Annotated in this window: 14 protein-coding genes and 3 tRNA genes; 5 read left to right on the forward strand and 12 right to left on the reverse strand. The window is 62.8% G+C overall.

Features of this window, described 5'->3' with window-relative positions:
* The first annotated feature begins 1 nt into the window (after nucleotide 1).
* Nucleotides 2-1,612, forward strand: a complete 1,611-nt coding sequence (locus QO207_RS16420) for an ABC transporter ATP-binding protein (protein WP_301533418.1) — start codon at nucleotides 2-4, stop codon at nucleotides 1,610-1,612.
* Nucleotides 1,613-1,630: 18 nt separating this feature from the next.
* Entirely contained in the window at nucleotides 1,631-2,428 is a 798-nt protein-coding gene (gene fabI, locus QO207_RS16425) for an enoyl-ACP reductase FabI (protein ID WP_301533419.1), read from the forward strand.
* A gap of 88 nt (nucleotides 2,429-2,516) precedes the next feature.
* On the opposite strand, the gene QO207_RS16430 is transcribed toward fabI, so the two are convergent.
* From QO207_RS16430 to QO207_RS16470, 9 genes are all read right to left on the reverse strand, one after another.
* Nucleotides 2,517-4,406, reverse strand: a complete 1,890-nt coding sequence (locus QO207_RS16430) for a SurA N-terminal domain-containing protein (RefSeq protein ID WP_301533420.1) — start codon at nucleotides 4,404-4,406, stop codon at nucleotides 2,517-2,519.
* Between the two features lie 227 nt (nucleotides 4,407-4,633).
* Nucleotides 4,634-4,906 carry a nucleoid-associated protein HU-beta gene (gene hupB, locus QO207_RS16435; RefSeq protein ID WP_003087931.1) on the reverse strand — a complete coding sequence of 91 codons (273 nt, stop codon included), beginning with the start codon at nucleotides 4,904-4,906 and terminating at the stop codon, nucleotides 4,634-4,636.
* A 136-nt stretch (nucleotides 4,907-5,042) separates the two neighbouring features.
* Nucleotides 5,043-7,439: an endopeptidase La gene (gene lon, locus QO207_RS16440; protein WP_301533421.1), complete on the reverse strand. Its 2,397-nt coding sequence runs from the start codon at nucleotides 7,437-7,439 to the stop codon at nucleotides 5,043-5,045.
* 134 nt (nucleotides 7,440-7,573) lie between these two features.
* Nucleotides 7,574-8,854, reverse strand: coding sequence for an ATP-dependent Clp protease ATP-binding subunit ClpX (gene clpX / locus QO207_RS16445; RefSeq protein ID WP_301533422.1), 1,281 nt, complete (start codon nucleotides 8,852-8,854; stop codon nucleotides 7,574-7,576).
* 107 nt (nucleotides 8,855-8,961) lie between these two features.
* Nucleotides 8,962-9,600 carry an ATP-dependent Clp endopeptidase proteolytic subunit ClpP gene (gene clpP / locus QO207_RS16450; RefSeq protein WP_138216336.1) on the reverse strand — a complete coding sequence of 213 codons (639 nt, stop codon included), beginning with the start codon at nucleotides 9,598-9,600 and terminating at the stop codon, nucleotides 8,962-8,964.
* 93 nt (nucleotides 9,601-9,693) lie between these two features.
* A complete protein-coding gene (tig, locus tag QO207_RS16455; protein WP_301533423.1) occupies nucleotides 9,694-11,004 on the reverse strand; it encodes a trigger factor in 1,311 nt (436 codons plus the stop codon).
* Nucleotides 11,005-11,146: 142 nt separating this feature from the next.
* A tRNA-Leu gene (locus QO207_RS16460) sits at nucleotides 11,147-11,231 on the reverse strand.
* Between the two features lie 52 nt (nucleotides 11,232-11,283).
* Nucleotides 11,284-11,359: transfer RNA gene (locus tag QO207_RS16465), tRNA-His, on the reverse strand.
* A gap of 31 nt (nucleotides 11,360-11,390) precedes the next feature.
* A tRNA-Arg gene (locus QO207_RS16470) sits at nucleotides 11,391-11,467 on the reverse strand.
* A gap of 263 nt (nucleotides 11,468-11,730) precedes the next feature.
* On the opposite strand from QO207_RS16470, the gene folD reads away from it, so the two are divergent.
* The gene (folD, locus tag QO207_RS16475) at nucleotides 11,731-12,585 is read left to right on the forward strand and encodes a bifunctional methylenetetrahydrofolate dehydrogenase/methenyltetrahydrofolate cyclohydrolase FolD (protein ID WP_301533424.1); all 855 of its coding nucleotides are present in this window, start codon (nucleotides 11,731-11,733) and stop codon (nucleotides 12,583-12,585) included.
* 63 nt (nucleotides 12,586-12,648) lie between these two features.
* On the opposite strand, the gene cysS is transcribed toward folD, so the two are convergent.
* Both cysS and QO207_RS16485 read right to left on the reverse strand, forming a co-directional pair.
* Nucleotides 12,649-14,037 (reverse strand): cysteine--tRNA ligase, encoded by a 1,389-nt coding sequence (gene cysS / locus QO207_RS16480; RefSeq protein ID WP_301533425.1) that lies wholly within the window; start codon nucleotides 14,035-14,037, stop codon nucleotides 12,649-12,651.
* Nucleotides 14,038-14,040: 3 nt separating this feature from the next.
* Nucleotides 14,041-15,723 carry a glutamine--tRNA ligase/YqeY domain fusion protein gene (locus QO207_RS16485; RefSeq protein ID WP_301533487.1) on the reverse strand — a complete coding sequence of 561 codons (1,683 nt, stop codon included), beginning with the start codon at nucleotides 15,721-15,723 and terminating at the stop codon, nucleotides 14,041-14,043.
* Between the two features lie 121 nt (nucleotides 15,724-15,844).
* Here QO207_RS16485 and QO207_RS16490 point away from each other — a divergent pair, with 121 nt between their 5' ends.
* On the forward strand, nucleotides 15,845-16,351 hold the full coding sequence (locus QO207_RS16490; protein ID WP_301533426.1) for a peptidylprolyl isomerase: 507 nt from the start codon (nucleotides 15,845-15,847) through the stop codon (nucleotides 16,349-16,351).
* A 4-nt stretch (nucleotides 16,352-16,355) separates the two neighbouring features.
* Nucleotides 16,356-17,078 (forward strand): UDP-2,3-diacylglucosamine diphosphatase, encoded by a 723-nt coding sequence (lpxH, locus tag QO207_RS16495; protein ID WP_301533427.1) that lies wholly within the window; start codon nucleotides 16,356-16,358, stop codon nucleotides 17,076-17,078.
* Nucleotides 17,079-17,160: 82 nt separating this feature from the next.
* Here the strand turns inward: lpxH and QO207_RS16500 are convergent, their stop codons facing one another.
* Entirely contained in the window at nucleotides 17,161-17,772 is a 612-nt protein-coding gene (locus QO207_RS16500) for a tRNA-(ms[2]io[6]A)-hydroxylase (protein WP_301533428.1), read from the reverse strand.
* Between the last annotated feature and the right edge of the window lie 165 nt (nucleotides 17,773-17,937).

Below are 17,937 nucleotides of genomic sequence, written 5' to 3' on the forward strand. Positions count from 1 at the left end.
CATGAACCAGAACGAGAACCTCATCGAAGTCCGCGACCTGTCCGTCGATTTCCTCTGCGGCGACGAACAGGTGCGCGCGGTGGAACACATCAGCTTCGACATCCGCAAGGGCGAGACCCTGGCGTTGGTCGGCGAAAGCGGCTCGGGCAAGTCGGTGACCGCGCACTCCATCCTGCGCCTGCTGCCCTACCCTACCGCCAGCCATCCCTCCGGCAGCATCCAGTACGCCGGCAAGGACCTGCTCAAGCTGCCCGAGCGCAAACTGCGCGGCATCCGCGGCAACCGCATCGCCATGGTGTTCCAGGAACCCATGACCTCGCTGAACCCGCTGCACACCATCGAGAAGCAGATCGGCGAAGTGCTCGCCCTGCACAAGGGCATGAGCGGCAACCAGGCCCGTGCGCGAACCCTCGAGCTGCTGGAACTGGTCGGCATCCCCAACCCGGCGTCGCGCCTCAAGGCCTACCCGCACGAGCTTTCTGGCGGCCAGCGGCAGCGGGTGATGATCGCCATGGCGCTGGCCTGCGAGCCGGAGCTGCTGATCGCCGACGAACCGACCACGGCACTGGACGTCACCGTGCAGCTGAAGATCCTCGACCTGCTGCGCGAACTGCAGCAGCGCCTGGGCATGGCCCTGCTGCTGATCACCCACGATCTCAATCTGGTCCGGCGCATCGCCCACCGCGTCTGCGTGATGAAACGTGGCTGCATCGTCGAGCAGGCCGATTGCGAGACCCTCTTCGCGGCCCCACAGCACCCCTACACGCGCGAATTGCTCGGCGCCGAGCCCAGTGGCACCCCTGCGCAGAACGAGCCAGGAGCGCCGCTGCTGGAGGTCGACAACCTGCGGGTGTGGTTCCCGATCAAGAAAGGCGTGTTCCGCAAGACCGTCGACCACGTCAAGGCAGTGGACGGCATCGACTTCAGCCTGCCGCGCGGCCAGACCCTGGGCATCGTCGGCGAGAGCGGCTCGGGCAAGTCGACCCTGGGCCTGGCGATCCTGCGGCTGATCAGCAGCCAGGGCGGCATCCGCTTCGAGGGCCAGGCCATCGAAGGCATGAACCAGGCGGAGGTCAGGCCGCTGCGCCGCGAAATGCAGGTGGTCTTCCAGGACCCGTTCGGCAGCCTCAGCCCGCGCATGTCGGTGGGCCAGATCGTCGGCGAGGGCCTGGAAATCCATGGCATGGGCACCGCGGAGGAACGTGAGCAAGCGATCATCGCAGCGCTCAGGGAAGTCGGGCTCGACCCGGACACCCGCCACCGCTACCCCCACGAGTTCTCCGGCGGCCAGCGGCAGCGCATCGCCATCGCTCGCGCGCTGGTGCTCAAGCCGGCGCTGATCCTGCTGGACGAACCGACCTCGGCACTGGATCGCACTGTGCAGCGCCAGGTCGTCGAACTGCTGCGCGGCCTTCAGGCCAAGTACAACCTGACCTACCTGTTCATCAGCCACGACCTGGCAGTGGTCAAAGCCCTCAGCCACCAGTTGATGGTGATCCGCCATGGCAAGGTCGTCGAACAGGGCATGGCCGAGGACGTCTTTGCCGCACCTCAGCATGCGTACACCCAGCAACTGCTGGAGGCGGCCTTCCTGGCGCCAGCAGAGGCCTGACTCGATCAAGGAATGACCATGGGTTTTCTCACCGGCAAGCGCGTTCTCATCGTCGGCGTCGCCAGCAAGCTGTCCATCGCCTCCGGCATCGCCGCGGCGATGCACCGCGAAGGCGCGGAGCTGGCCTTCACCTACCAGAACGACAAGCTCAAGGGTCGCGTCGAGGAATTCGCCGCTGGCTGGGGCTCCCGCGCCGAGCTGTGCTTTCCCTGCGACGTGGCCAGCGATGCGGATATCGAAGCCGTGTTCGCCGCGCTGGCGAAGCAGTGGGACGGCCTGGACTGCATCGTTCACTCGGTGGGCTTCGCGCCAGGCGACCAGCTCGACGGCGATTTCACCGAAGTCACCACCCGCGACGGCTTCCGCATCGCCCACGACATCAGCGCCTACAGCTTCGTTGCCCTGGCCAAGGCCGGCCGCGAGTTGATGCGCGGCCGCAATGGCAGCCTGCTGACGCTCTCCTACCTGGGCGCCGAACGCACCCTGCCCAACTACAACGTCATGGGCATGGCCAAGGCCAGCCTGGAGGCCGGCGTGCGCTACCTGGCCGGCAGCCTCGGCGCGGAAGGCACCCGTGTGAACGCCATCTCCGCCGGGCCGATTCGCACCCTGGCGGCATCAGGCATCAAGAGCTTCCGCAAGATGCTTGCAGCCAGCGAACGGCAGACGCCGCTGCGGCGCAACGTCACCATCGAGGAAGTCGGCAACGCCGGCGCCTTCCTCTGCTCGGACCTGGCCAGCGGCATCAGCGGCGAAATCCTCTATGTCGACGGCGGCTTCAACACCACCGCCATGGGCCCGCTGGGCGACGACTGAGGCTTTCTACAGGCAAAGAAAAAGGCCGCTGATGCGGCCTTTTTCTTTTGCGGATAAAACGCGGGCCGCTTGCGCGGCCCCGTCTCTATCACTTCTTGGCGTCGTCGAATTTCTCGATCTTCGCCTGGTCCTGCAGGTAACGGCGGAACGCAGTGAAGTCGTCCGAACCGATGCGCGAGGCGAGGAAGCGCTTGTACATGGCCTTCTCTTCCTCGGTCGGCTTGGCTTCCGGCTCGCTCACGCCGCTGAGCTTGATCAGCACGAAGTCGCCGTTCTGCAGCGCGACACCACCCAGGCTGGGCTTGTCGGCGCTTTCCGGGCGGGCCATGCGGAACGCGCTCTGCAGCACGACCGGATCAACGCCTTCCTGACCACGGGCAGCCGCTTCCACGACTTTCCACTGCTGGCCTTCCTGGGCCTGGGTCAGCGGCGTCTTGCCGTCGCGCAGGCTGGCCAGCAGGGCTTCGCCGCGAGTCTTGGCATCGGCGGCAGCGTGTTCGACCTGCAGACGCTTGAGGATATCGGCACTTACCTGCTCCAGGGTTTCCTGCTCAGGCTTGTGGTGCTCCTTCACGCGCAGCACGACCACGGTGTCCGGGTCCAGCTCGATGGCGCCGCTGTTGGCGGCCTCTTCCAGCACTTCCGGGCTGAAGGCAGCCTGGAGAACCTGACGGTTGGCGGTGATGCCTTCGCCGCCTTCGCGACCGAACGGCTTGCTGGTCTGCACCTTCAGGCCCATGTCCTGAGCCGGCTGGCCCAGATCGGCAGCCTCGTAGGCGGAGCTTTCCAGCTGCTTGGTGGCATCGACGAAGCGCTGCTCGACCAGCTCGGCCTTCACTTCGCGCTCGAGCTTGGGCTTCAGGCTGTCGAAGGTCGGAACCTCGGGAGCCTCGACGCCCAGCAGCTTGACCAGGTGCCAGCCGTAGGTGGTCTTCACCGGGGCGGAAACCTCGCCCTTCTTCAGCGCGTAGAGCGCCTCTTCGAAGGCCGGGTCATAGACACCGCGACCAGCATAACCCAGGTCACCACCGTTGGCGGCAGAGCCGGTGTCGTTGGACAGCTCCTTGGCCAGCTTGGCGAAGTCTTCACCCTTGTCCAGGCGCGCCTTGATCTCGTCGATCTTGGCCTTGGCCTGCTGATCGTTCTGCTTGTCGTTCACCTCGATCAGGATGTGCGCGGCGTCGCGCTGCTCGGCCAGGCCGGCGATTTCCTTCTGATAGAGGGCGTCCAGGTCTTCCTTCTTCACTTCAACCTGGTCGAAGAACGCCGATTTCTTCAGCTCCACGTAGTCGATGGTGACCTGCTCGGGCGTCATGAACTCGGTGCTGTGGGCGTCGTAGTACGCCTTGATCTCGCTGTCCTCGACCTTGCTCTTGGCCGGATCGGCCTTGAGGGTCAGGGTGGAGAAGTCACGGGTCTGCTTTTCCAGGCGGGCGAAGGCGGTCAGCTCGTCGTCGGTGACGAAGCCGGTACCGGCGATGCCGGCGCGCAGCTGGCCGATCAGCATTTCCTCGCCGAACATGCGGCGGAACTGCATGCGGTCATAGCCCATCTGGCGGATGACCTGGTCGAAGCGGTCAGCGCTGAACTTGCCTTCCACCTGGAACTCGGGAGTCGCCAGGATCAGTTGGTCCAGGGCCTGCTGGGAGAAGGCGAACTTGTCGTTCTGCGCGGCCTGCAGGATCAGCTTGCGCTCGATCAGCGACTTCAGCGCGGCTTCCTTGAGCAGCTTGTCGTCGAGCATCGAAGCATCGAAGTCCTTGCCCAGGCGCTGCATCAGCTGGCGACGCTGCATGTCTGCGGCCTGTTGCAGCTCCGGCAGGCCGATGTCGTCACCGTTGACCTGAGCGGCAACGTTTTCGTGGTGGGTTGCGCGAATGATCTGATCGAACCCGGTCAAAGCCATGAGGACAACGATCACGCCCAGGATGGTCTTGGTGATCCAGCCTTGGGAATTGTCCCTGATGTTTTGCAGCATGCGGCCCCCGACGCGGACACGGCTCACCGTCAATGGCGGCGCGGCGTGGAAAAAAGGCGGATATAAGAAAGGCGCATCCGAGGATGCGCCTTCTCGTAACTGGTGGAGCTTGCGGGCATTGAGCCCGTGACCCCTGATGATTCCAACCGACCTACGCCAGCCGGGTCATCGCTCCGTGACCGGCCCAACCGAAGTTGAACCGGTCCAGGTCAAGTCCAAAAAGACGCTTAGTTGACAGCGTCCTTGAGGGCTTTACCGGCCTTGAAGCCCGGGATCTTAGCAGCAGCGATCTTGATCGGCTTGCCGGTTTGCGGGTTGCGACCGGTGCGAGCAGCGCGCTCTTTGACAGCGAAGGTGCCGAAGCCTACCAGTACGACGGAGTCACCAGCCTTCAGGGCGCCAGTTACGGACTCGATCACCGCGTCCAGAGCGCGACCGGCAACAGCTTTCGGGATATCAGCAGATGCGGCGATAGCATCGATCAGTTCCGACTTGTTCACTCTAAGTCCCCTTATTTCTGTTGAGTATGTTTCTATGTGTTAGGTGTAAGCAAAAGCAGGTGTTGGTTTGCCATCTGACAAAGCAAGTGCCGCTTTATAACAAGGGCTCAAAAACAGTGTCAAGAAAGCCCCCCAACTAATGCGTGCTGATTCGCTCCTTGGAATCAGACTCGCGCTTCTCATCCTTTGCAACCATCTCGGGAGCCGCATCGGGCAAGGGCTCCGGGGCGTATTGCAGCGCAATTTGCAGGACTTCGTCAATCCATTTAACCGGTTTAATAACGAGATCGGCCTTAATATTATCCGGAATTTCCCTAAGGTCTCGTACGTTTTCCTCGGGAATGATCACAGTCTTGATTCCACCCCGGTGCGCGGCGAGAAGTTTTTCCTTCAGCCCACCGATGGCCAGGACCTGACCACGCAGGGTGATTTCGCCGGTCATGGCAACGTCCGCCCGGACCGGAATCTGGGTGATCGCCGAGACCAGTGCCGTGCACATGCCGATGCCCGCGCTAGGGCCGTCCTTGGGCGTCGCGCCCTCCGGAACGTGGATGTGGATATCGTGCTTTTCGTGGAAGTCCGAGGCGATGCCCAGGCTCTTCGAACGGCTGCGAACCACGGTCAGCGCGGCAGTGATGGACTCCGCCATGACCTCGCCCAGCGAGCCGGTCTTGGTCAGTGCACCCTTGCCGGGAACCATGGCTGATTCGATGGTCAGCAATTCGCCACCCACCTGAGTCCAGGCGAGGCCGGTCACCTGGCCGATCTGGTCCTGCTGCTCGGCCAGCCCGTAGCGGAACTTGCGCACACCCAGGTAGTTTTCCAGCGAATCCGCGGTCGCCACGGCGTCGATACGCTTGGCCTTGCCGCCGTCCTTCACCGCCTTGCGGCAAACCTTGGCAATCTGCCGCTCAAGGCTGCGCACACCGGCTTCGCGGGTGTAATAGCGAATGATGTCACGGGTAGCCGACTCTTCGAAGAGCAGCTCGTCCTTCTTGAGACCATTGGCCGCAGTCTGTTTCGGTACAAGATATTTCGCGGCGATGTTGACCTTCTCATCCTCGGTGTAGCCCGGCAGGCGGATGACTTCCATGCGGTCCAGCAGCGCTGCCGGAATGTTCATGGAGTTCGCCGTGCAGAGGAACATCACGTCGGAGAGGTCGTAGTCCACTTCGAGGTAGTGGTCGTTGAAATTGTGGTTCTGCTCCGGATCGAGCACTTCCAGCAGCGCCGACGCGGGGTCGCCGCGCATGTCGCTGCCCATCTTGTCGATCTCGTCGAGCAGGAACAGCGGGTTGCGCACGCCGACCTTGGTCATTTTCTGAATCAGACGACCGGGCATGGAACCGATGTAGGTACGGCGGTGACCGCGAATCTCGGCCTCGTCACGCACGCCACCCAGGGCCATGCGCACGAACTTGCGGTTGGTCGCGCGGGCGATGGACTCGGCCAGCGAGGTCTTGCCTACACCGGGCGGGCCTACCAGGCACAGGACCGGGCCCTTGAGCTTCTTCACGCGCTTCTGCACGGCGAGATACTCGAGGATGCGTTCCTTGACCTCTTCCAGGCCGTAGTGGTCGGCATCGAGGATGTCCTCGGCCTTGTCCAGGTCGTGGCGCACCTTGCTCTCGGCCTTCCACGGCACATTCACCAGCCAGTCGATGTAGGAACGCACCACGGTCGCCTCGGCGGACATCGGCGACATCTGCTTGAGCTTGTTCAGCTCGGCAGTGGCCTTGGCCATGGCTTCCTTGGTCAGGCCGGCAGCGTCGATGCGCTTCTTCAGCTCCTCGACTTCGTTGTGGCCTTCGTCGATGTCACCCAGCTCTTTCTGGATGGCCTTCATCTGCTCGTTGAGGTAGTACTCGCGCTGGCTGCGCTCCATCTGCTTCTTCACGCGGCCGCGGATGCGCTTCTCGACCTGCAGCAGGTCGATCTCGGCATCCAGCATGGCCAGCACGTGCTCGACGCGGGCGGACAGCTCGGTGATCTCGAGGATTTCCTGCTTCTGCTCGATCTTCAGCGCCATGTGCGCGGCCATGGTGTCTACCAGACGGCCGGGCTCATCGATGCTGTTGAGCGAGGACAGGACTTCGGCCGGGACTTTCTTGCCCAGCTGCACATACTGCTCGAACTGGCTGAGCAGGCTGCGGGTGAAGACTTCGGATTCGCGCTCGCCGACGGTTGCCTCGTCGATGATCGAGACTTCGGCGCGGCAATAGGCTTCTTCATCGATGAAACGCTCGACCTGACCACGCTGCTCACCCTCTACCAGCACCTTGACGGTGCCGTCGGGCAGCTTCAGCAGTTGCAGGACGGTGGCCACGGTACCCATGCGGTACAGGCCGTCCGCGCCCGGGTCGTCGTCAGCCGGATTCTTCTGTGCCAGCAACAGGATCTGCTTGTCGCCGGTCATGGCGGCCTCGAGGGCCTCGATGGATTTCTCACGTCCCACGAACAGCGGGATGACCATGTGCGGATACACCACTACGTCACGCAGGGGCAGCAGGGGCAACTCGACGAGTGTTTTCATGATATTCGGCTCTACAGCGGCACTTGGCCAAAACGATGGGATTGGACCCTTCGGCCTAAGATGGGGTTAGGACTGGGAAAAAACAAGCGCGGTAGATGGGAAGAAAAAAGGGGCCGCTAGGGCCCCTTCTGGTTTCAGGCGTCAGGCGCGGCCTTGGCCGGCTGCTCGGTGTTCTCGTAGATCAGCAGCGGCTGGGACGAGCCCTCGATGACGCTTTCGTCGATGACGACCTTGCTGACATCGTTCTGCGAGGGGATCTCGTACATGGTGTCGAGCAGGATGCCTTCGAGGATCGAACGCAGGCCACGGGCACCGGTCTTGCGCTCCAGCGCGCGACGGGCGACGGCCTTGAGCGCGTCCGGACGGAACTCGAGGTCCACGCCTTCCATTTCGAAGAGCTTGGCGTACTGCTTGGTCAGCGCGTTCTTCGGCTCGGTGAGAATCTGCATCAAGGCAGCTTCGTCCAGCTCTTCCAGCGTCGCGATGATCGGCAGGCGACCGACGAACTCGGGGATCAGGCCGAATTTCACCAGATCTTCCGGCTCGACCTCACGCAGCGCATCGCCCACCTTCTTGCCCGCTTCCTGGCTGCGAACCTCGGCGTTGAAGCCGATGCCGCCCTTGGTGGAACGGTTCTGGATGACCTTTTCCAGGCCAGCGAACGCGCCACCGCAGATGAACAGGATGTTGCGGGTATCGACCTGCAGGAATTCCTGCTGCGGGTGCTTGCGGCCGCCCTGGGGCGGTACGGAAGCCACGGTGCCTTCGATCAGCTTCAGCAGGGCCTGCTGAACGCCTTCGCCGGACACGTCGCGGGTGATCGACGGGTTGTCGGATTTGCGCGAGATCTTGTCGATTTCGTCGATATAGACGATGCCCATCTGGGCCTTCTCGACGTCGTAGTCGCACTTCTGCAGCAGCTTCTGGATGATGTTCTCGACATCCTCGCCCACGTAGCCAGCCTCGGTGAGGGTGGTGGCGTCGGCAATGGTGAACGGAACATTGAGCAGACGCGCCAGGGTCTCGGCGAGCAGGGTCTTGCCCGAGCCGGTCGGCCCGATCAGCAGGATGTTGCTCTTGCCGAGTTCGACGTCGTCCTTGCGCTCACGCTGGTTCAGGCGCTTGTAGTGGTTGTACACCGCTACTGCCAGGGTTTTCTTGGCACGTTCCTGGCCGATCACGTACTGATCGAGGATGGTGCGGATCTCTTTCGGCGCCGGAAGCTTGTGCGCACTGCTCTCCGCCTGTGCTTCCTGCACCTCCTCACGGATGATGTCATTGCACAGGTCGACGCACTCGTCGCAGATAAAGACCGAGGGGCCGGCAATCAACTTGCGCACTTCGTGCTGGCTTTTGCCGCAGAAGGAGCAATACAGCAGCTTGCCGTTGTCCTCGCCGTTGCGGGTGTCAGTCATTCGATCGTTCCAATCGGGGATATACGTGAAGGACAAGATGAAGGCATTCGCAGGCATTTTCAAGCCCGCGAGCGGCCGGATTACCGGCCGCGGTACTGCGGGGAGACTCAGCTGGCAGCGGGACGCTGAGTGAAGAGCTGATCGATCAGACCGTACTTGACGGCTTCCTCGCCGCTCATGAAGCGGTCACGATCGGTATCGCGGGCGATGACGTCCAGCGGCTGGCCGGTGTGATGCGCCAGCACCTGGTTCAGGCGCTCCTTGATGAAGAGGATTTCCTTGGCGTGGATCTCGATGTCCGAGGCCTGGCCCTGGAAGCCGCCCAGCGGCTGGTGGATCATCATGCGCGAATGCGGCAGGCAGTAGCGCTTGCCAGCGGCGCCGCCGGCCAGCAGCAGGGCACCCATGCTGCATGCCTGACCCACGCAGATGGTGGACACGTCGGGCTTGATGAACTGCATGGTGTCGTAGATCGACATGCCAGCCGTCACCGAGCCGCCCGGCGAGTTGATGTAGAGGTGGATGTCCTTGTCCGGGTTCTCGGCTTCGAGGAACAGCAACTGGGCAACCACGAGGTTGGCCATGTAGTCCTCGACCTGGCCGACCAGGAAGATGATCCGCTCCTTGAGCAGGCGCGAATAGATGTCGTAGGAACGCTCACCGCGGGCGGACTGCTCCACCACCATCGGCACCAGACCACCAGCGGCCTGAATGTTCGGAACTTGCGGCATATAAGGATTATGCATGTCCGACGATCACTCCCTAATAAAAAGTCATGTCTCTATAGACGCACAAGCCAGCCCGAAGGCTGGCTTGTGACAATCGAACGAAGCGCTGGATCAGGCTGCTTGCGGAGCTTCTGCAGGCTTGACCGCGTCTTCGTAGGATACCTGCTTGTCGGTCACATTGGCCTTCTGCAGGACAGTATCTACAACTTGTTCTTCCAGTACAACCGAACGGACTTCGTTCAGTTGCTGGTCGTTCTTGTAGTACCAGGCAACAACTTGTTCCGGCTCCTGATAAGCGGAAGCCATCTCTTCGATCATTTCGCGAACGCGGGCTTCATCAGCCTTCAGCTCGTGCTGCTTGACCAGCTCGGCGACGATCAGACCCAGCACGACGCGGCGCTTGGCCTGCTCTTCGAACAGCTCGGCCGGCAGTTGATCGGGCTTGATGTTGCCACCGAACTGCTGGACGGCCTGCACGCGCAGACGGTTCACTTCGTTGCCGATCAGGGCCTTCGGAACTTCGATCGGGTTGGTCTCGACCAGACCTTCCATCACCTGGTTCTTCACCTTGGACTTGATGGCCTGACGCAGTTCACGCTCCATGTTCTTGCGAACTTCGGTGCGGAAGCCTTCCAGGGTGCTTTCCTTCACGCCGAACAGAGCGAAGAACTCTTCGTTCAGTTCCGGCAGCTTCGGCTCGGCGACGCTGTTGACGGTAGCGGTGAACTCGGCGGCCTTGCCGGCCAGGTCCAGGTTCTGATAGTCCTCGGGGAAGGTCACGTTCAGAACGCGCTCTTCGCCGGCCTTGGCGCCGACCAGGCCTTCTTCGAAGCCCGGGATCATGCGGCCGGAGCCCAGCACCAGCAGGGTGCCCTTGGCGGAACCGCCAGCGAAGGCTTCGCCGTCGATCTTGCCGACGAAGTCGATGTTTACCTGGTCGTCGTTCTGAGCGGCGCGGTCAACGGCTTCGAAGCGGGTGTTCTGCTTGCGCAGGATTTCCAGCATGTTGTCGAGATCGGCGTCAGCCACATCGGCCTGCAGGCGCTCGACCTTGATGCCGTCGAAACCGGCAACCTGGAACTCGGGGAAGACTTCGAAGGTAGCGATGTACTCGAGGCCCTTCTCCTTTTCGAACACTTTCGGCTCGACGGAGGGGGAGCCTGCCGGGTTCAGCTTCTGCTCGACCACGGCTTCGTAGAAGGTTTCCTGGATCAGGTCACCGAGGGCTTCCTGACGAGCGGCGGCTTCGTAGCGCTGACGGATCACGCTCATCGGCACCTTGCCGGGACGGAAGCCAGGAACCTTGGCGCGACGAGCAGTCTGCTGCAGACGCTTGTTGACTTCGGTCTCGATGCGCTCGGCCGGCACGCCAACAGTCATGCGGCGCTCAAGAGCGGAGGTGCTTTCAACGGAAACTTGCATGGATATTCCTCGTGGCACAGACGTAAGCCGGTCCTTCCGGCTCCCAGAATCAAGGGCAAGCATTCTAGTAGCTAGAAATGCAGAAGTCACCCTGAGTGGAAGCTGCGGAAATTCACGGATGCGAGAGCTTATGGAAAGAAGATGGTGCGGACGGAGAGACTCGAACTCTCACAGCTTGCGCCACCGGAACCTAAATCCGGCGTGTCTACCAATTTCACCACGTCCGCAGGGTACCGCAGAAACGAAAACGCCAGGCTCTGGGCCTGGCGCTTCGGAATATGGGGTGGACGATGGGAATCGAACCCACGACACCAGGAGCCACAATCCTGTGCTCTACCAACTGAGCTACGCCCACCATATTACATTTGCTTGTACCGAACGCCACTTGGCGCACCCGGCAGGACTCGAACCTGCGACCATCCGCTTAGAAGGCGGATGCTCTATCCAGCTGAGCTACGGGCGCTTTAGTGGCTGCAACCCTTGCTAAGCAGACTCAGTGGAAACCACCGAATCGGTTGGCACCGCCTCTTTCGTGTTTCAGGCTGTGCTCGGCAAGCGGGGCGCATGTTATCGATGAGGCCATACCCCGTCAACAACTTTTTTAAAAAAAATTCAAAGAGATAAAGGAGTTACGCCAAATCAGGGGCTGCCGCCTTTGCCTTATGGAGGCAGCGTGCGAAAATGCGCGCCTTCTTTTCACCCGCCTTATATGGTTATCCCCCCGACATGACTGCAAAACTGATCGACGGCAAAGCGATCGCCGCCAGCCTCCGCCAGCAGATTGGCCAACGCGTCAATGAACGCCGCCAGCAAGGACTGCGCATCCCCGGCCTGGCAGTGATCCTGGTCGGCAGCGATCCCGCCTCTCAGGTCTATGTCGCGCACAAGCGCAAGGACTGCGAGGAGGTCGGCTTCCTCTCCCAGGCGTACGACCTGCCCGCCAGCACCACCCAGGAAGAACTGGCGGCGCTGATCGACCGCCTGAACGCCGACCCGGCCATCGACGGCATCCTCGTGCAACTGCCCCTCCCCGCCCACCTCGACGCCTCCCAGCTGCTGGAACGCATCAGCCCGGACAAGGACGTGGACGGCTTCCACCCCTTCAACATCGGCCGCCTGGCCCAGCGCATCCCGCTGCTGCGTCCCTGCACCCCGAAAGGCATCATGACCCTGCTGCAGAGCACCGGCGTCGACCTGTACGGCATGGACGCAGTGGTAGTAGGCGCCTCGAACATCGTCGGCCGCCCCATGGCGCTGGAACTGCTGCTGGGCGGCTGCACTGTCACCGTGACCCACCGCTTCACCCGTGACCTGGCCGAGCACGTCCGCCGCGCCGACCTGGTGGTCGTGGCCGCCGGCAAGCCGGGCCTGGTCAAGGGCGAGTGGATCAAGGAAGGCGCCATCGTCATCGACGTGGGCATCAACCGCCAGGAAGACGGCAAGCTGGTCGGCGACGTGGAATACGCCGTGGCCGCCGAGCGCGCCAGCTGGATCACCCCGGTGCCGGGCGGCGTCGGCCCGATGACCCGCGCCTGCCTGCTGGAAAACACCCTGTACGCCGCCGAACACCTGCACACCTGACAGGTTTTCGACGAGCAAGAAAAAGGCCGCTGATCAGCGGCCTTTTTCATTTCCAGGAAAGCGTTACTCGGCGAGACGCCAGGTAGTGCCGCCCTTGCCGTCTTCCAGCACCACGCCCAGAGCGGTCAGCTCGTCACGGATGCGGTCGGATTCGCCCCAGTTCTTCGCCGCACGGGCATCCAGGCGCGCCTGGATCAGCGCTTCGACCTGTGCCGCATCGACCTTGCCAGCTGCGCCGGCCTGGAGGAACTCGTCGGCATCCAGCTGCAGCACGCCCAGCAGAGCACCCAGCTCACGCACGCGCGCCGCCAGCGCAGCCGCTGCCGCCGGATCGCTTTCGCGCAGACGGTTGACCTCACGGACCATCTCGAACAGCACGGCAACCGCTTCCGGCGTGCCGAAGTCGTCGTCCATCGCAACACTGAAGCGCTCGACGAACTCCTCGCCACCCGCAGCAGCCACCTGAGGCAGGCCGCGCAGCGCGGTGTAGAAACGCTCCAGCGCGCCCTTGGCTTCCTTCAGGTTGTCTTCGGAGTAGTTGATCGGGCTGCGGTAGTGACTGGACACCAGCAGGAAGCGCACGACTTCCGGGTGGTATTTCTCCAGCACCTCGCGGATGGTGAAGAAGTTGCCCAGGGACTTGGACATCTTCTCGCCATCCACGCGCACCGCACCGGCGTGCATCCAGCTGGCCGCATAGAGCTTGCCGGTAGCCGCTTCGCTCTGGGCAATCTCGTTCTCGTGGTGCGGGAACACCAGGTCCGGACCGCCGCCATGGATGTCGAAGGTCTCGCCGAGGCAACAGGTGGACATCACCGAGCACTCGATGTGCCAGCCCGGACGCCCGGCGCCCCAGGGCGACTCCCAGCTCGGCTCGCCCGGCTTGGCGCCCTTCCAGAGCACGAAGTCCAGCGGGTCTTCCTTGGATTCATCGACCTCGATCCGCGCACCGATGCGCAGGTCTTCGATCTTCTTGCGCGAAAGCTTGCCGTAGCCGGCGAACTTGCCGACCCGGTAGTAGACGTCGCCGTTGCCCGGCGCGTAGGCGTAACCCTTGTCGATCAGGGTCTGGATCATCTCGTGCATACCGGCGATGTGGCCGGTGGCGCGCGGCTCGATGTCCGGACGCAGGACCGACAGGCGCGCCTCGTCTTCGTGCATCGCGGCGATCATGCGGGCGGTCAGGTCTTCGAACGATTCACCGTTCTCCTGGGCGCGCCGGATGATCTTGTCGTCGATGTCGGTGATGTTACGCACATAGGTCAGGTCATAACCGCGATGACGCAGCCAGCGGGCGATGACGTCGAACGCCACCATCACGCGGGCATGGCCGATGTGGCAGAAGTCGTACACGGTCATGCCGCACACGTACATGCGCACCTGGTTGCCCACCAGCGGCTTGAAGCTGTCCTTGGTCTTGGACAGCGTGCTGTAGATCTGCAAGTCAGCCATCCGTTACTGCCCCCAGGAATCGCGCAGGGTCACGGTGCGGTTGAATACCAGGGCGCCAGCCTTGGAGTCCTTGGCGTCTGCGCAGAAATAGCCCTCGCGCTCGAACTGGAAGCGATCCTCGGCGGTGGCGCTGGCCAGCGACGGCTCGGCGCGGCAACCCTTGAGCACCACCAGGGAGTCCGGGTTGATGTTGTCGAGGAAGCTGCCGCCCTCCTCCGACTTCTCCGGGTTGGCGGAGCGGAACAGACGGTCGTACAGGCGCACTTCGCACTCGACGCTCTCGGCGGCCGGCACCCAGTGGATCACGCCCTTGACCTTGCGGCCTTCCGGGTTCTTGCCCAGGGTGTTCTCGTCGTAGCTGCAGCGCAGTTCGACGATGTTGCCGGCAGCATCCTTGATGGCTTCGTCGGCGCGGATCACGTAGCTGCCGCGCAGGCGCACTTCGCCACCGGGGATCAGGCGCTTGTAGCCGGCCGGCGGGACTTCCTCGAAGTCGCTGGCGTCGATGTAGATCTCGCGACTGAACGGCAGCACGCGCACGCCCATCTCCTGCTTCGGGTGGCGCGGCAGTTCGAGATTCTCGATCTGGCCTTCCGGGTAGTTGGTGATGACCACTTTCAGCGGCTTGAGCACGCACATGGCGCGGCCGGCGTTGGCATCCAGATCGTCACGGATGGCGAATTCCAGCATGCCGATATCCACCACGCCGCCGGCGCGGTTCACGCCAATCATGTCGCAGAAGGTACGGATCGACGCCGGGGTGTACCCGCGACGGCGGTAGCCGGACAGAGTCGACATGCGCGGGTCGTCCCAGCCATGTACGTGGTTTTCATCGACCAGTTGCTTGAGCTTGCGCTTGCTGGTGATGGTGTAGTTCAGGTTCAGGCGGGCGAATTCGTACTGGCGCGGCTGGGCCGGGACCGGCAGGTTGGCCAGGAACCACTCGTACAGCGGGCGGTGATCCTCGAACTCCAGGGTGCAGATGGAGTGGGTGATGCCCTCGATGGCGTCCGACTGACCGTGGGTGAAGTCGTAGCTCGGGTAGATGCACCACTTGTCGCCGGTCTGGTGGTGATGGGCGTGGCGGATACGATAGAGGATCGGGTCGCGCAGGTTGATGTTCGGCGAGGCCATGTCGATCTTCGCGCGCAGCGAACGGGCACCGTCCGGGAACTCGCCGGCCTTCATGCGGGCGAACAGGTCCAGGTTTTCTTCCACCGAACGCTCGCGGAACGGGCTGTTCTTGCCCGGCTCGGTGAGCGAGCCACGGTAGGCGCGCATTTCCTCGGCGTTGAGATCGCAGACGAAGGCCTTGCCGGCCTTGATCAGGTCTACCGCCCAGTCATGCAGCTGATCGAAATAGTTGGACGCATAGCGCACCTGGCCGGCCCAGTCGAAGCCCAGCCACTTCACATCGGCCTCGATGGCGTCGATGTATTCCTGATCTTCCTTCGCCGGGTTGGTGTCGTCGAAGCGCAGGTGGCAGTCACCGCCGAACTCCTTGGCCAGGCCGAAGTTCAGACAGATGGACTTGGCGTGACCGATATGCAGGTAGCCGTTGGGCTCCGGCGGGAAGCGAGTGACGATCTTCTGGTGCTTGCCACTTTCCAGGTCGGCCGCAACGATCGGGCGCAGGAAGTTGGCGGCAACAGTGGCTTCTTTTGTATCGGCGGTAGGCTTGCTCATGGTGTCCTTGATCATGCTGGTGTTCGGCCAGGGTAGGCCAGCCAAACCAAAGCGCTTATCATAGCCGAAGCTGTCAACCCCCTGACAGGCCTTCTATTTCTACAAAGAGCGGAAATCCCTGATGTCTACCACCGTCAAACTGCAGACCAACTTCGGCGATATCACCCTTGAACTGTTCGACGACAAGGCGCCGGAAACCGTGGCCAACTTCAAGGAGTACGTGAAGGCCGGCCACTACGACAACACCGTGTTCCACCGCGTGATCAACAACTTCATGATCCAGGGCGGCGGTTTCGAGCCGGGCATGAAGCAGAAGACCACCCGCAAGTCGATCAAGAACGAAGCCAACAATGGCGTCGGCAACAAGAACGGCACCGTTGCCATGGCCCGTACCATGGAGCCGCATTCGGCGAGCGCGCAGTTCTTCATCAACGTCGCCGACAACGACTTCCTCAACCACAGCGCGCCGACCGTACAGGGCTGGGGCTACTGCGTGTTCGGCGAAGTGAAGGACGGCATGGACGTGGTCAACAAGATCAAGACCGTCGCCACCACCATGCGCTCCGGCCACCAGGACGTACCGGCCGACGACGTGATCATCGAGAAAGCAGAAGTCATCGGCGAGTGAGTCGATGAGCGTCCTGTTCATCTCGGACCTGCATCTTGAAGCGGAACGCCCGGATATCACCCGGGCGTTCTTGCATTTCCTCTCCACCCGCGCCCGCACGGCGCAGGCGCTGTACATCCTCGGTGACTTCTTCGAAGCCTGGATCGGCGACGACGGTATGGACGAGTTCCAGCACTCCATCGCCCGCGCCCTGCGCGAGGTGTCCAACGGCGGCACGCGCATCTACCTGATGCACGGCAACCGCGACTTCCTCATCGGCCAGGCGTTCTGCCGCGAAGCCAGCTGCACGCTGCTGCGCGACCCGAGCCTGATCGACCTGGGCGGCGAGAAGGTCCTGCTGATGCACGGCGACAGCCTGTGCACCCTCGACGTGGCCTACATGAAGCTGCGCCGCTGGCTGCGCAACCCGCTGACCCTGTTCATCCTGCGCAACCTGCCGCTGGCCACCCGCCACAAGCTGGCGCGCAAGCTGCGCAAGGAAAGCCGCGCGCAGACCCGCATGAAGGCCAGCGACATCGTCGACGTCACCCCGGCGGAAGTGGAGAAGATCATGCGCGACAAGGGCGTGCGCATCCTGATCCACGGCCACACCCATCGCCCTGCCGTCCACGAGCTGGAAATCGACGGCCGCCCCGCACGGCGCATCGTCCTCGGCGACTGGGACCGCCAGGGCTGGGCGTTGGAGGCTGACGACCAGGGAATGCAGCAGGCGCCCTTCGCGTTCTGAGCAGAACAGCAGACTCAAATCCTCCTGCAAAGAGCAAAGAAAAAGCGCCCGGTTGGGCGCTTTTTTCATTTCGGCGGACGACTCAGGCCGCCTGCTCCAGCGGCACGCCGCTATGGAAGCGGAACTCGCTGTCCGGCGACTGGATCAGGCCCGCCTCCACCTCACGAATCTCCGCCACGCGGCGGTCGATGTCGGCGTCATCGCCATAGCGACGCGCCAGGCTCAGGTAGCCCTGGAAGTGCCGCGCCTCGGATTTCAGCAGCGAGCCGTAGAACTTCGCCAGGTCGGCGTCCAGGTGATCCACCAGCGCAGCGAAGCGCTCGCAGCTGCGGCATTCGATGAAGGCGCCGACGACCAGGGTATCCACCAGCTTCTGCGGCTCGTGATTGCGCACCACGGTGCGCAGGCTGGCGGCGTAGCGGCCGGCGGAGATCGGCCGCAGCGGGATGCCGCGCTTCTTCATGATCGCCAGCACCTGTTCGTGGTGGCGCAACTCCTCGCGGGCCAGGCGCGACATGAAGTTCACCAGCTCCTCGTGGGCGCTGTACTTGGCGATCAGGGCCAGGGCCGTGCTGGCGGCCTTGAACTCGTTGTTCTTGTGGTCGATCAGCATCACTGCCTGATCCCGCAGCGCGGCTTCCACCCACGCATCCGGCGTGGCACAACCGAGGAATTCCCTGATTTCAGACAGCATGTTGTTTCTCCGACCCGCAGCCCGCATCGCGGCCGCGCAAACGCTTGGCGCACCGGCGCGCAACTGGCCGGTGCCATAAAGGCGGAGCATTATACGAATGCCGCCGCGCGGAACCAGCTTCCGACGTTGATATGCCTCAACGTCATGAGCGAGATATCCCGACTA

This window comes from Pseudomonas sp. CAN1, assembly GCF_030462585.1.
Classification (GTDB): domain Bacteria; phylum Pseudomonadota; class Gammaproteobacteria; order Pseudomonadales; family Pseudomonadaceae; genus Pseudomonas.

Bases quoted from the DNA above. Each gene is read 5' to 3' on its own strand.
- QO207_RS16420 (WP_301533418.1), top strand. From the start codon at position 2: ATGAACCAGAACGAGAACCTCATCGAAGTCCGCGACCTGTCCGTCGAT.
- fabI (WP_301533419.1), top strand. From the start codon at position 1,631: ATGGGTTTTCTCACCGGCAAGCGCGTTCTCATCGTCGGCGTCGCCAGC.
- QO207_RS16430 (WP_301533420.1), bottom strand. From the start codon at position 4,406: ATGCTGCAAAACATCAGGGACAATTCCCAAGGCTGGATCACCAAGACC.
- lon (WP_301533421.1), bottom strand. From the start codon at position 7,439: ATGAAAACACTCGTCGAGTTGCCCCTGCTGCCCCTGCGTGACGTAGTG.
- clpX (WP_301533422.1), bottom strand. From the start codon at position 8,854: ATGACTGACACCCGCAACGGCGAGGACAACGGCAAGCTGCTGTATTGC.
- clpP (WP_138216336.1), bottom strand. From the start codon at position 9,600: ATGCATAATCCTTATATGCCGCAAGTTCCGAACATTCAGGCCGCTGGT.
- tig (WP_301533423.1), bottom strand. From the start codon at position 11,004: ATGCAAGTTTCCGTTGAAAGCACCTCCGCTCTTGAGCGCCGCATGACT.
- folD (WP_301533424.1), top strand. From the start codon at position 11,731: ATGACTGCAAAACTGATCGACGGCAAAGCGATCGCCGCCAGCCTCCGC.
- cysS (WP_301533425.1), bottom strand. From the start codon at position 14,037: ATGGCTGACTTGCAGATCTACAGCACGCTGTCCAAGACCAAGGACAGC.
- QO207_RS16485 (WP_301533487.1), bottom strand. From the start codon at position 15,723: ATGAGCAAGCCTACCGCCGATACAAAAGAAGCCACTGTTGCCGCCAAC.
- QO207_RS16490 (WP_301533426.1), top strand. From the start codon at position 15,845: ATGTCTACCACCGTCAAACTGCAGACCAACTTCGGCGATATCACCCTT.
- lpxH (WP_301533427.1), top strand. From the start codon at position 16,356: ATGAGCGTCCTGTTCATCTCGGACCTGCATCTTGAAGCGGAACGCCCG.
- QO207_RS16500 (WP_301533428.1), bottom strand. From the start codon at position 17,772: ATGCTGTCTGAAATCAGGGAATTCCTCGGTTGTGCCACGCCGGATGCG.